Origin of the sequence: Mesobacillus selenatarsenatis SF-1, assembly GCF_000813125.1 — a bacterium.
GTDB lineage: Bacteria > Bacillota > Bacilli > Bacillales > Cytobacillaceae > Mesobacillus > Mesobacillus selenatarsenatis.
In genome coordinates this window covers 70212-82693 of the sequence record NZ_BASE01000012.1, presented here as the reverse complement: position 1 = coordinate 82693, position 12482 = coordinate 70212, and the positions used below count along the sequence as shown (strand labels likewise).

Here is a 12482-nt window from a genome sequence, read left to right as displayed (position 1 = left end):
CTTAGTTTTCAATCGGATCAGTGATTACTCCATCATCAAATGGAATATTGCGATGCTGGGTGACGCCGAATTTTTTTAGGTAATCCTTAATAAATTGATATCATTCTCAGGAGTCGTGCCGTTGTATGTATTGGGCAGCTAAGATTAAATGAAAATCCTCGTCTACCTGGTAATTTTTAATATCTGTCAGATCCTCGTGTTTTCCTTCTTCCAGTACGGATTCTTCATCCAGACCGCTAATATTTCGATTTTTTGCTATATAGGGTTCATTCTTGAATTCATCATCATCCTTAGCTACAATTGTTCCGTCTTTCTTGATGAACTCCACTTTTTCGAGGGTTGGTTTTCCGATACCTTCCCAGTTAATATCATAGCCTAAATAGTATTTCTTCCCTTCCTTGTAATGTTCATACCCCATGGTTGTATGGCTCCATTTAGTGAAATCTCCATCACGGCTGACATAGTCAAATGTCCAAAAGGATCCGATGCCGACAATGATAAATACTAACATGGTCACGATTAATCTCTTCATAAAAAGCCCCCTATGCATTCCCAAAATCAAATTAAATATATTTTTGCTGTAATTAAATATGCATTGAAGATTGTTATTTTCTACATTCTTCCAAAATTCTCCTTCTTTTTAAAAATGTATCTGGTAGTGAATTTTTTTATATGGTAAAATTTTCATCAAAATAAGCGAAAAGAGTGTGTAAGGTATGATCGAAAGTTTCCCTGTGTCATTGTTTGGAGAGGAACGGAAAATTAGAGTCTATTTGCCTTTAAATAAGAAGGAAATAAAATACCCTGTTCTTTATATGCATGATGGTCAGAATGTGTTTGGCAATGAAGAGGCGATTGGCGGTGTGGGGCTTGAACTGCATGACTACCTGGAAAAGAATGATGTAGAGCTCATCGTAGTGGCAATCGACCAGAATTCTGGGGACCGAGTGAATGAGTATTGTCCCTGGATAAATGGAGAATATACAACAAAGCTTCTTGGCAAACCGTGTTCTGAAGGCGGAAAAGGAAAGGAGTATGTTGAGTTCATCGTGAACGTATTGAAGCCACTCATTGACTCGAAGTATAGTACGAATCCCAACCAAACCTATATGGCCGGCATCTCTTTGGGCGGGTTAATCACAACATACGCTGCATGCACTTATCCTCATATTTTTAAAAGAATAGCAGGGCTTTCATCCGGTTTTTATCGTAACCAGGAGGAAATAGAGCAGTTGTTGAAAACTGCAGATCTGTCTCATCTGGAAAAAGTATATCTGGACTGCGGCACGAAAGAAGGTGGCGAGAAACTTGCAGGGCCATTCCTGGAAACCAATAAAGCCGTATTCGAAATTATCCGGAATAAAGAGGTCGAGACAGAACTGAAAGTCATCGAAGGGGCCGAGCATAATTATCAAGCCTTCAAAAAACGCATACCAGAGGTTATTTCGTATTTATTAGCCTAAATCAGCAGCTCTATAAAGGCACGATTCTATCGTATAGGCATATTTTTTTATGTTCGTTTAAAATACTATTATCCAGTTCAATAGCCTGATTACTTGGATTGTGCCTTGTAACTTCCATTTGACCAAGAGACCGGGAACATACTCGCTGAAAAAGTGCCCGGTTATTTCATTTGACCAAGAGACTGGGAACTTATTTGCTGAAAAAGTGCCCGTAATTGCATTTGACCAAGAGACCGGGAACATATTTGCTAAAAAGTGCCCGGTTATTCCGTTTGACCAAGAGGCCGGGAACATATCTGCTGAAAAAGTGCCCGGTTATTCCGTTTGACCAAGAGACCGGGAACATATCTGTTAAGAGAGCAATCTCCAAACCTTCAGCTACATTAGGGGGCACGATCACTACATCAACCATTCCGCTGTTTTCAGACAAACTCATGATGCATTGCATATACATTTTGAATGATTTTGGGCTTATCGGTGCGGGGGCGGGAGCATTTTTCACCTTAGGAAACGATTTATCCATGAAAGCGATCATGGTGTCCAAGGATATATTTTTCTATTCGCAGGAAGGCATTGAAATCAAAATCAAGAACGGCTGGTTTGAGGAGCCCCCGCAAATGGAGGACCGGGCGGCTATTATTAAAAAAGGGAATTGAAATAAGCGTCTGGCACAAACTAAGATTATTGTTAGTTCTAACACTAATCTCAATGTGGGGGGATTTCAGTGAATATTCTTCACAGCCTGGTTAAGGCGATCATCACCTTTGTGATAAAAGCAAGGTTTTTCATGATTTTAATCAACAGAAGATTAGAGTCATTAGTAAGGATGCCGAGTTTAACCTAATAAATCTTTTCACATTGGAAAAAGGTAAGCGCGTGTTGTGCTTGCCTTTTTATATTAATGAGTAATAAAGGTGCTGGAGACTGCAATAGTCTTCAAGCACTTTTTAGGTTGTGCAGGTTTTCAATCGATGTAAAAACTTAGGAAACATTTCCATCAATTTTGCGTCTAATTGCAAAAGGGGTGTTGTTATGTGGAAGTATTTCTTAGCAGTAGTCATGCTTTTTGGAGTGATTTTAGCAGGTTGTTCTAATGGTGGATTGTCTGGGGCTAAGCCGCCATCAGCTTTTGTCAAAATTGGCGATGAAAAATACGACACGGATTTAGGTACTTATTGCTGGAAAGGTACATGTGTCGATACAGCTGGACGGGTCGAACGCTTAGAAGGCACAGAGCCCATTATCGTGAAAGCTGGGGAGGCAATTTCTTTTGAAATGGATTATAATCCAAAACCTAATAAAATCCACTTAGTCCAATTTCATAATAATGAAGAAAAGAAAATTACTGTTTCTGATAACAGCTTTACCGTCCCTACTGAGGCAGGGATCTATTATTATTCATATGGTGTATGGTGGATGGATGAAAAGGAAGAGCACTTATCGCATGGAGATGCTTTTTACGGATTTGTGATTGAGGTTAAGTAAAATTCTGATAAGTAGTCAATTATTTTTCTGATTTTTATGATAAATTATTGTCTAGGGGGTGGGATAAATTGTCAAAGGAAAAATTGCAAGGTTTTGCGATTATTAGTGCCTTATTAGCTTTCCTGGGGATTATTTTAATTGCATTTAGCGTTAAATTTGGAACTTCTTATGCGGATTCGTGGTTAGCCAGTCGTGGAGGAGCGGATACTGCCTATTATTATTTGATTGTCAAAAGCTATATTAATAATTTCCTGGTGAGCGGAAGTATTTTGTTAGGTTTAGGATTAGTAAGTTCGGTCTTCTTTTATTTTAAGATGGTTAATTTTGAGGGGTAACTTAGCGGGTTTCATTTTTTGAATACCATGTTTTTTACTAAATAATTATCTGAAATTCTAGAGATTACCTTGAATGAAAGCTCAGAGCTATTTGATTCTGAGCTTTCTGTTGCTGCTTATTGTGTTGTAGTTACTAGAAATTAGGTGGTGATTACTTCAGTTTAACAACATCTACCTGAGTTTATTCTTTCTATTCTTTAATTAAAATGAGTACGAATCTCAGTCCTCTGGTACGAAAACACTCTCAGAGATTCCTTTTTCATTAATATAGCTTTTTAGTTCTCCTCTTGATAAAGTCCAGTGGTTGACAGCTTCCATATGGCTTGCAATGATTTTTGCAGCAGGGGCTACTTTTTGCACTTCATACACATCATCTTTGCCCATGACGAGTGATCCGCCTTCGAGGAACTGATTGTCTCCGGCATTCACGACAATTATCTCTGGATGGTGTGTTTCAATGGCTTTTTGAACTCCTTCATACCAAACTGTGTCTCCAGCAATATATAAGGTTTTCTCTGTGTGGTGTTTAAAGACAACCCCACACACTAGACCTGCAAGTTTCAATATTTCCCCTCTGCCATGTTCTCCTTTTGTTTTGATAAGCTGTATGCCTTCAAAAGCTGTATCTTCCTGCAAAACTTCTACATTTTGAAAACCATCGTTTTTAACTGCAATGGCATCTTCATCATTTTGCACAAACATTTTAATGTCCTTTGGAAGTGCCTCTTTGGCAGCATCATCATAGTGGTCGAGGTGTAAATGAGTTACAATAACAGCATCCACATTATCGATAATCTCGTCAATGGAAGATGGCAGGTTCACTAAAGGATTATTCTGATCTTGCCTTAATGAATTTGGGAAAGGAGGATAAGTGCCCTTTTCTGCCAAAAATGGATCGATTAAAAACTTCTTTCCCGCGTATTGCACAATTAGTGTTGCGTTTCTAATTTGTTGTATATTCATTTTCTTTAGCTCCTTTTCTATAATGTACATATAGTTTATAATAAGACCGCTTTTGACTTACATACTTTAAATCAAGTCTTTTAGCTGTTTCACTTGATTATTGAAAGGATTTGATAAAATGCTGGACTCCACAGATTTGCAAATTATAGATGAACTCACCAAAAACAGCCGAATAACAATGAAGGAATTAGGCGAGAAAGTACATTTGACTGGCCAGGCTGCATCGACAAGGGTGGCAAAGCTTGAAGATCAAGGGATTATTGAAGGATACACCATTAATGTAAATCAAATGAAAATGGGGTATGGAGTTCACGCAATCATTCATATTTTTACGAAAACGACGAATCACCAACCATATCTTTCATTCTTAAAAAAACAAAAAGATATTGTCAGGAACAACTTTAAAGTCAGTGGAGAAAGCTGTTACCTTTTGGAATGCAGATTTCCCTCCAATGAATCATTAGATGAGTTTTTGACTAACTTGAGTAATTATGTGAGTTATAAATTATCAATAATTATAAATAAGTATTAAAAGTGCTGGAGACATAGTCTCAAAGCACTTTTTTTGATTGGTGGGGGTTTATTAGGTGTATTTCTGGATGAATATATTTGAAAAATGCAACAATGAAGTTTAGGTTTTTGGTATAATTTGTTAAAGGTATCCAAGCTAGATTTAATTTGTAGAATACAACTGCTCAAAACGAATGGAGGGCTACATGAAGCCGGCAGCAAAGTTAAAGGCATTCATATTTATAGGGATTTCATTGCTTGTAGTATCGATATTAGATGTTCTTACAATGAATACCCTCTTACAAGGGAATAATTATTTCTTCATTTTTGTAATAGGCTTTGTCTTTTTGATTAGAGCTTTATTTTTATATCGGAATGAATAAATATAGAGTTGATTTTTACTGACTAAGCGGATTAATTTGATATGAAATAGAGTAAGGATATCCATGGAAATTCAATATGGAGGGGAATATGAAAAACACGAGAATCGTAGCCATAAGTCTTTTGGCAGTCTTAGGCATTATTTTTGGGATTTATACATCTGAGTTTGAATTCGGAAAATACGATGATTTTCAAGAGGCGATACAAAAAGGAATTCCGTATGAAGTGAATAATATTATCCATAAAGAAGAACAAGGTGGAGTAACTGTAGTTATGTACACGACCGACCCTGATGAAAAAGACTTTCCTTCAGCTGATTGGGAAGCCCTCGCAGTAGCATGCTTTACAGGCAGTGACGAAAATGGCTGGGAGAGTATAGGCGGCCATGGATGGTCTCATTATGAAAATGATAATATGACGCTATATATTGAACCTTTTTATGACTTTGATAGACAAGGCAATGCACTTCATGATCTTTATGTGGTGTTCGGGGAAGTTCACAATCCTGAAATTGTAAAAGTCGAAACAAAAGGACATTATGAAGAGTCATTTGAAGAGACTAAAATCATTGAGAAAGAAGGAAAACGATATTATTTTCGTACAGGACGAGAGCCTATTGTCAGAGGACTCTCAAAAAGTGGAGAAGTTATCGATAGACAAGGAGGCTAAACTTACCTGTTCCACATGCAAAACTGAGATTTGATAAATGATAGATTCATCGTGTTTTAACTTTACAAAGTTATTGAAAAAGGGGAAATAAAAATAATGGAAATAGGAAATGAAATGTTTATACAAGGGACAATAGGCGTTTTTGCAGTCATTGGATTTATTACAGTTGTGGTCGTAACATTTAGAGTAATTGATGGTCTTTTCCAAAGTTCAAAAGGTGAATAACCAATAACGCATGAGGCTAAAAAGAGCAGAACTGGTAAAATAGTTTGATGTGTTGATCCAAGATGGATTAACGCATTTTTTGTTGAACTCCTTATGCAGCAAAAAGAACAGGATAGAACAAGTACACGGACAATGAAAAAGGTTATCTAATAAAAAACGAGGTGGTGAAAAATGGATAATAAAGCTGAAAAATCTAATGTTGGATATACACTTTTTAAATCGACAGGAGTACAACACGAATTTCCTCATATAGATCTAGAGAAACAACAAGCAATCGGTATTGTTACATACAAAGAAAAAACTTATATGACCGTTTTTGTTGAACTTAAAACAGATACTGTAAAAGTCCAAGGAGACGTTAGTGATTTGGGAGACTTAAGTATGGATAGACATTCTTATATAGATATGTTCAAACATCAGGCTAGATTTTTTATTGAAAACAATATTGCTAATCCGAAAGAATATTATGATGACTTGGTAAATGGTTAATTGTAAACGGTGGAATAGTGCTTTGTGAGCTGTCGATAAGACAAAACATATGATTATTGATAATGGTGCAGTTATGTAGAAAATATTTGGTAAATAAGAAAGGCAACTGATGGGAGGCTTAAAATGGAATTACTATACGGCATAATTTTTTTATTTGTATTTTATCTAATTGTCAAAACAGCCGTTACAAAAGGTATAGATGAATCAAGGGTAATAAAGGAATTGAAAAGAGAAATGACAGAGTTAAGAAAGCAAAAGTCGGAAGAACAAAACAGGGAAGAATCTAAACACATTATAAATAGGCAGACGTAAATTGGTTGGGATTCCTATTTGATATCAAGCCTCCAGGTCAATATCAATATTTCTTATGGAACTAACGGTCAGGTTTATTCAGTAAGAAATCACAAAAGGAATGAGTATTCACTGTAAAATAATCTAGAAGTATTAATGTCTAATAAAAAAGTAATGCAAAAAATTTAGATGAAGCACATTAGTATTATTACGGGACAAGAAAATATATGGAGGTATAGTTATGTGGGTGATATTAGGGGTTATTGCTATAGTAGCAACTTTTATAAATCTCTATATTTATAAAGCAGGAAAGGATTATAAGCTTGCTATGGCGATGGGTTTATCATTTACAGCATTAACACTTTGTGCAGACTACAGCCTTGTATCTCGGTGGGTAAAAGTGGAAGATTGGGCAGCTTTATCGGATGTGGTACCTGGTATGGAAAGAGCATTATGGTTTTTGACAATTGTTTCTATCTTACTAAATATAGCACCTATACTTTTAGAACTAAAAGGTAAGAAATAATTACTTATAAGTGGGGTGGTTTAAATGGACAATGAAAAATTGAGGACAATCAACAAGTTGCAAATCACATCACTAGTTCTAACAATAATCCTTACATTTGTTCCTACTGTTGGTCACGATGATTCTGGTAAATACTACGGTTTACCATTACAGTCTTTGTCTATTCATGGAAGGGGATATGGCGGGATTGATGTCAACATGTTGGCGCTTTTAGTGAACTTCTTTATAATCTACATTCTGTGTAAGATAGGATTAAATATATGGATGTCTTTTACTAAGAGAGATTAAGATCGACACAATCTGGTCGGACTTAAATTTGTTTTAGAAATTCCCCATCAAATATTTGATAAAACTTGTCCATTGAGGCGAGTTTTTTGCTTTTTATATGCCATTCTATGACCGGGCTCTTTCGTTTGTCGAAATTTTATAACTGCAGTTTTTTGAAAATTATGACATAATGATGTTATCTTTCTTTAAGGAGTGATGCGTGTTGGCTAGTATGTTTCCGATTGAACAGGTTAGGGAGAGGTTTCCTGCTCTAAGACGCAAGGATGATGGCAAGCAGGTGATTTACTTTGATGGCCCTGGCGGTACACAAATGGTAGATTTTGCGATGGAGTCGATGTATCGGTACATAAGGAATGGAATGGCTAATCTTCACGGGACATTCAATACCAGCGCTGACACGGATGCATTGCTGGACGAAGCCAGGGAGGCTGTCGCTGATTTGCTTGGATGCCAGGCGAATGAGGTGGCGTTTGGTGCCAATATGACCACCCATGCCTTTGCAATTGCACGGAGTTTAGCAGGTTTTATTAATGAGGGAGACGAAATCGTAGTCACAGAGCTGGACCACCGTGCCAATGTTGATCCATGGATTACCCTTGCCAGGGACCGTGGTGCCACAGTTAAGTACATTAAACTGAATCCTGAAACTTTCACTTTAAAATTAGATGACTTAGAAGAAATTATTACAGAAAAAACAAAGCTGGTAGCAGCTGGGATGTCATCGAACGTTACGGGCACTGTAACGGATTTAGAGCCATTTATAAAACGTGCAAGAGAAGTCGGAGCCCTGGCAATTCTCGATGCTGTTCATGGAGTTCCGCATTTATCGATAGATGTTCAGGAACTAGGGTGTGACATCCTCCTGTGTTCTGCTTATAAGTTTTTCGGGCCGCATGTTGGCATCGCTGTCGTAAGGGAGAGTTTATTTGAAAAACTTCCTGTCTATAAGCTTAAGCCTGCACCTGTCGAGATTCCTTACAAGCTCGAAACCGGAACTCAAAATCATGAGGGCATAGCCGGGATTATGGGAGCAATCCATTTCATTGAGGAATTAGGTTATGGAGAAACGAGAAGGGAACGGTTGTTGTCCGGAATGCATGCAATCGATGAATATGAAAATGAACTTGCAGCCGAGGTGGAAAGCTTTTTGAGGAGCCTTCCGGAAGTGACATTGTATCGCGCGGCTTCCGGTCGAAGGACACCAACATTTGCTTTCACAATAGAAGGTCATCATTCCCGCGAGGTGACAGCATGGCTTGCGGAAAAGTACAATATGTGTGTCGCAGATGGGGATTTTTACGCTTCCACGATGGCTGAGGTTCTTGATGTCTATCCAACAGGCGGTTGGGTTCGAATCGGCCTGGCACCATATAATACGATAGAAGAAATAGAGCAATTCAAAGAAGCGTTAGCAGCTTTCATCGAGCAGCATCAGCAGAAAGTTGTTTAATTGAACGATTTTTACAGAGGGGAAAGATGATTTATGTTAGGGATTAGTAATTTCGAAGTGTTTTTGGTAACAGCGATTCTGCTCAATTTAACGCCTGGAACAGATACGATGTACATCGTGAGCAGAAGTATATCCCAAGGCAGCACAGCTGGGATTTACTCAGCTTTTGGAATTTCTTCTGGAATCGTCGTTCATACACTTCTTGCAGCTTTTGGTTTATCAGTCATATTGACGCAATCAGCTTTTTTATTTCAAACTATTAAAATTGCGGGAGCCATATATCTTGCTTTACTGGGAATCCAAATGTTAATGGCAAAGAGCAAGACAAATGAACAGAAATCCCTGCCAATCCAGAGCAATAAAAAGATCTTTTTTCAAGGCATGATCACGAATGTAACAAATCCGAAAGTGGCTTTGTTTTTCCTTGCATTCCTCCCACAATTTATTCAGGCCGATGCAGGAACTGCAAGCCCAATACCATTCATCATCCTTGGAATGACCTTCACGCTGACCGGTGGAATCTGGTGTCTGCTTACTGCCTATTTTTCCTCGATGGCAACAACAAGGCTAAGGAAAAATGCAAAAGCCGGAACGGTCTTAAACCGTTTGACTGGAATTGTTTTTATCGGAATGGGCATCCAGCTGCTGAAGACGAAAGCGACTTAATAAAATGAAAATAGATGAGCCTGGTTATTTCCAGGCTCTCGTTTGTGTATTTTTAGAAACTTTTCTTCATCTTAATCGTATACAAAATATTACATATTTTTTTGTAGGTGAAAAGAATGATAGGCACAGAGAAAATCTTATATAAAATTGAAATGGTCGAAGATATGGTATTCTACACTGAATATTCCAGTCTTGCCTTTAGGAATATTGCTCCATTTGGCAGGCCCAAAAAAGGAATCATCAAAAAAGGTATTACTGGAGATGGCATTAAAAAATGGGGCCGAAAATATTTCGCTCCCGATGTTAATCAAACAGGCATAGAAGATTTTACACCTCCTGGCCAGCCTCATATTTTGATCCCATACAAAAAGGTGGAAAATCGATATAAAATTATAGGGTAAGTAAAACAGCGTTTTATAAAATTAACATATCAAATATAGGGGGATATGGACTCATGAATAAGGAAAACAAAGATCATAGTAAAAATAATGAAGATGGTTGGAACAGAACCTTTTTTGGGAGTCCAACAATTGGCGGTTTTGTTGTAATTGGGATTATAGTCGCGTTTATTTTGTATAACATCATTTTTAACTAATGTATGTTAGTTCACCAACAATAGGTTGGGCACCCAAAGTGAATTAGTATTTTTTATATCTAATATATTCAAAGTTTGAAGTTGGGACCTGTTTTAAAATCTTACCATCTTCATCCCTGAAAATCTCATACTCCCTGTGAGTTTCAACGATATAACCATCCACTTCTTTGTCTTTACCTTTCTCATGTACATACTCAAATTCAGGTATGATCGTTTCCAGGAGGTCATCAGTTGTGCCAATTCTGGCATTTGTTTCTAAGGACTCTATTTGAGAGTATTTCTGGGATATTTGAGGACTGTTATAGACCAAATAAATACAGAGTAGCAGTAAACCTGATAAGGCGATTATTCGTTTCAATTTTATAGGCTCCTTTTGTTGAAGTTTCATTTAAACAATATGCCTGTCCATTGATTTATATAACTATGTAGTGATTAGTACAAAAAAAGTACGCAGCGACTTTTAGAAAATATAAATTATGTTTTGTTATAGAGGGGGGTTTTTGTGTCAAAGTATGTTAGCGTTTTTTTCTTAACTCTAATGGTAAGTCTGATATTCTTTTTTACATTTGCATCATTCTTTATGGTCGGTGGCAATCCAGCAGAAGAGATGGTATTAACGTTAGGAACAATAATTGTCATTCTTCTATCATTTCTAATATCACAAGTCTTCTATTTAATTGAATTGGTCAAGAAGAAACGGTGAATCTTCTTTTTAATAAATGGCTGTATAGAGACATGAATGAATTACAACCTTCGACGTTGAACTTATTGAACCAACGAGAAGAATGAATTACGAAGAGGTGAAAAAATTGTTTATTGGCCGTGCTTTATATTTATTAGGAGTGGCTTTTGTTTTCTTTAGTGTATTAGGGATAATAATGGTTTCTTTTTCAGATAGTGGTGGAGATATAGCACTTCTGTTATTTGCTTTGCTGAATGGATTAATTGCAATGGGAGTTGGTGAAATTGTTATTGATGTAAATCATCGGCAGAGGATTGAAAAGATGGACAAAGAATAAGGACTGTCTGGTCATTGACATGTAACTTGTGATATAGATGTTGAATTGAAAATATAAGATTTGGAGGTACATATAATGTACGAATATATATTTGTAGAGACTTCTCTAGGGGGATTTTTTTCTTCAGCAACACATAGGGAAACTATTATTGAATATGCAGCTGATGGGTGGAGATTAGTACAAGTATTACCCTTGGAGTACAATGGGAACGGAAAACCAAGATCTTATGAAATCATCTTTGAAAGACTTATTCAGGATTAGTGAAATTAGAATGTATGTGGGTGTTGATCCAGAAAGGATTGACGCTCTTTTTTTAGAATTAGAGTGTAAGAACTAGTTAAGCAGCTATGTTTAAAAGGAACAATAGGATTATGGTAAAATATAACATGTGTGAGATTATAAGGGGGGGTACATGTGAAGAATATTGTATTTATATTTATAGGTATTTTTTTATTATTGGTTGGCTGTTATAGCAATTCATCAAATGAGCCAGTTAAAGAAGAAAAGAAAACAGATCAATTCAGCTTGGTTATAGAGGGAGATAAGAAACTATACCAAGAAGACGAAAACATACAAATTAGTGCTTACTTAAAATATATTGGTGAAAAAGACATAGAGTTTACTTCTGAACCTACAATCACAATCGTAATTAGAAATTATGAAGGTGGAAATGTAATTGAAGAAATTGACTTTAATGATATTAAAACAACTATGAAAAAAGAAGAAAAGTTTTCTCAAACATTAAATGGTATCAATCTTGAAGAAGGAAAATATGATGCATTTGTTCAAACTTCACCTTTCTCGGTTGATTCAAATCAGTTCAGTTTGAGTACTGCACCAATTAATTTTGAAGTGAAAAATTAAAGGGAATTTTAAATCCATGATAGGGGACTGATTAGATGGCTGATTTTTCAAAAGAACTGAAAAGAATAACTGAAGAGCATCCTGTCCTCACAACTCTGTTAATTACATTTTGGATTTGGTATGGATCCTATCGTCTGGGAATTAATGTTGGGGAGTTCATAGCAAATTTTAAGATTTAAACTTAAAGTGCGTTGATCATAAAAGGATTGATGCCTTTTTCTCGTTGAAATACGTTTGGATCAATGAGAAGTTAAGTTACATTA

The 12482-nt window shown here is 36.6% G+C and carries 21 protein-coding genes; 18 read left to right on the top strand and 3 right to left on the bottom strand.

The genetic code is table 11. The features are described from left to right. Positions 1–106 precede the first annotated feature (106 nt). On the bottom strand, positions 107–532 hold the full coding sequence (locus TY49_RS02780) for a hypothetical protein (protein WP_041964372.1): 426 nt from the start codon (positions 530–532) through the stop codon (positions 107–109). Between the two features lie 184 nt (positions 533–716). Between TY49_RS02780 and TY49_RS02775 the strand changes: the two genes are divergently transcribed. The 4 genes from TY49_RS02775 (at position 717) to TY49_RS02760 (ending at position 3283) form a co-directional block, all read left to right on the top strand. Next, complete coding sequence (locus TY49_RS02775) at positions 717–1463, top strand: alpha/beta hydrolase (protein WP_041964371.1); 747 nt, start codon at positions 717–719, stop codon at positions 1461–1463. Between the two features lie 272 nt (positions 1464–1735). Continuing rightward, positions 1736–2119: a DUF3231 family protein gene (locus TY49_RS02770; protein WP_232310359.1), complete on the top strand. Its 384-nt coding sequence runs from the start codon at positions 1736–1738 to the stop codon at positions 2117–2119. Positions 2120–2495: 376 nt separating this feature from the next. Next, on the top strand, positions 2496–2948 hold the full coding sequence (locus TY49_RS02765) for a hypothetical protein (protein ID WP_041964369.1): 453 nt from the start codon (positions 2496–2498) through the stop codon (positions 2946–2948). A gap of 68 nt (positions 2949–3016) precedes the next feature. Beyond that, complete coding sequence (locus TY49_RS02760) at positions 3017–3283, top strand: hypothetical protein (protein WP_041964368.1); 267 nt, start codon at positions 3017–3019, stop codon at positions 3281–3283. Positions 3284–3502: 219 nt separating this feature from the next. On the opposite strand, the gene TY49_RS02755 is transcribed toward TY49_RS02760, so the two are convergent. After that, entirely contained in the window at positions 3503–4246 is a 744-nt protein-coding gene (locus tag TY49_RS02755) for an MBL fold metallo-hydrolase (RefSeq protein WP_041964367.1), read from the bottom strand. Between the two features lie 118 nt (positions 4247–4364). Between TY49_RS02755 and TY49_RS02750 the strand changes: the two genes are divergently transcribed. The 10 genes from TY49_RS02750 (at position 4365) to TY49_RS24495 (ending at position 10336) form a co-directional block, all read left to right on the top strand. Continuing rightward, the gene (locus TY49_RS02750) at positions 4365–4778 is read left to right on the top strand and encodes an Lrp/AsnC family transcriptional regulator (RefSeq protein WP_041964366.1); all 414 of its coding nucleotides are present in this window, start codon (positions 4365–4367) and stop codon (positions 4776–4778) included. A 449-nt stretch (positions 4779–5227) separates the two neighbouring features. Further along, positions 5228–5806, top strand: coding sequence for a hypothetical protein (locus TY49_RS02745; RefSeq protein ID WP_052442063.1), 579 nt, complete (start codon positions 5228–5230; stop codon positions 5804–5806). A gap of 96 nt (positions 5807–5902) precedes the next feature. After that, entirely contained in the window at positions 5903–6031 is a 129-nt protein-coding gene (locus TY49_RS25370) for a hypothetical protein (RefSeq protein ID WP_269745706.1), read from the top strand. 171 nt (positions 6032–6202) lie between these two features. After that, complete coding sequence (locus TY49_RS02740; RefSeq protein WP_041964365.1) at positions 6203–6520, top strand: hypothetical protein; 318 nt, start codon at positions 6203–6205, stop codon at positions 6518–6520. Between the two features lie 123 nt (positions 6521–6643). Continuing rightward, a complete protein-coding gene (locus TY49_RS02735; protein ID WP_041964364.1) occupies positions 6644–6832 on the top strand; it encodes a hypothetical protein in 189 nt (62 codons plus the stop codon). 220 nt (positions 6833–7052) lie between these two features. Continuing rightward, a complete protein-coding gene (locus TY49_RS02730; RefSeq protein ID WP_041964363.1) occupies positions 7053–7337 on the top strand; it encodes a hypothetical protein in 285 nt (94 codons plus the stop codon). A 499-nt stretch (positions 7338–7836) separates the two neighbouring features. Then, positions 7837–9075 carry a cysteine desulfurase-like protein gene (locus TY49_RS02720; protein ID WP_041964437.1) on the top strand — a complete coding sequence of 413 codons (1239 nt, stop codon included), beginning with the start codon at positions 7837–7839 and terminating at the stop codon, positions 9073–9075. 33 nt (positions 9076–9108) lie between these two features. Further along, positions 9109–9741 (top strand): LysE family translocator, encoded by a 633-nt coding sequence (locus tag TY49_RS02715; protein WP_041964361.1) that lies wholly within the window; start codon positions 9109–9111, stop codon positions 9739–9741. A gap of 116 nt (positions 9742–9857) precedes the next feature. Then, a complete protein-coding gene (locus TY49_RS02710; protein WP_156972588.1) occupies positions 9858–10142 on the top strand; it encodes a hypothetical protein in 285 nt (94 codons plus the stop codon). A gap of 53 nt (positions 10143–10195) precedes the next feature. Further along, positions 10196–10336, top strand: a complete 141-nt coding sequence (locus TY49_RS24495; protein ID WP_156972587.1) for a hypothetical protein — start codon at positions 10196–10198, stop codon at positions 10334–10336. Positions 10337–10379: 43 nt separating this feature from the next. On the opposite strand, the gene TY49_RS02705 is transcribed toward TY49_RS24495, so the two are convergent. Beyond that, on the bottom strand, positions 10380–10694 hold the full coding sequence (locus TY49_RS02705) for a hypothetical protein (protein ID WP_041964359.1): 315 nt from the start codon (positions 10692–10694) through the stop codon (positions 10380–10382). Between the two features lie 451 nt (positions 10695–11145). Here TY49_RS02705 and TY49_RS02695 point away from each other — a divergent pair, with 451 nt between their 5' ends. The 4 genes from TY49_RS02695 to TY49_RS24875 all read left to right on the top strand — a co-directional run bounded on the left by TY49_RS02695 (position 11146) and on the right by TY49_RS24875 (position 12398). Beyond that, complete coding sequence (locus tag TY49_RS02695; protein ID WP_041964357.1) at positions 11146–11355, top strand: hypothetical protein; 210 nt, start codon at positions 11146–11148, stop codon at positions 11353–11355. A 75-nt stretch (positions 11356–11430) separates the two neighbouring features. Then, positions 11431–11616, top strand: a complete 186-nt coding sequence (locus tag TY49_RS02690; RefSeq protein WP_041964356.1) for a DUF4177 domain-containing protein — start codon at positions 11431–11433, stop codon at positions 11614–11616. Positions 11617–11769: 153 nt separating this feature from the next. Then, the gene (locus tag TY49_RS02685) at positions 11770–12219 is read left to right on the top strand and encodes a hypothetical protein (protein WP_041964355.1); all 450 of its coding nucleotides are present in this window, start codon (positions 11770–11772) and stop codon (positions 12217–12219) included. Between the two features lie 35 nt (positions 12220–12254). Continuing rightward, entirely contained in the window at positions 12255–12398 is a 144-nt protein-coding gene (locus tag TY49_RS24875; protein WP_198135574.1) for a hypothetical protein, read from the top strand. Positions 12399–12482: the final 84 nt, after the last annotated feature.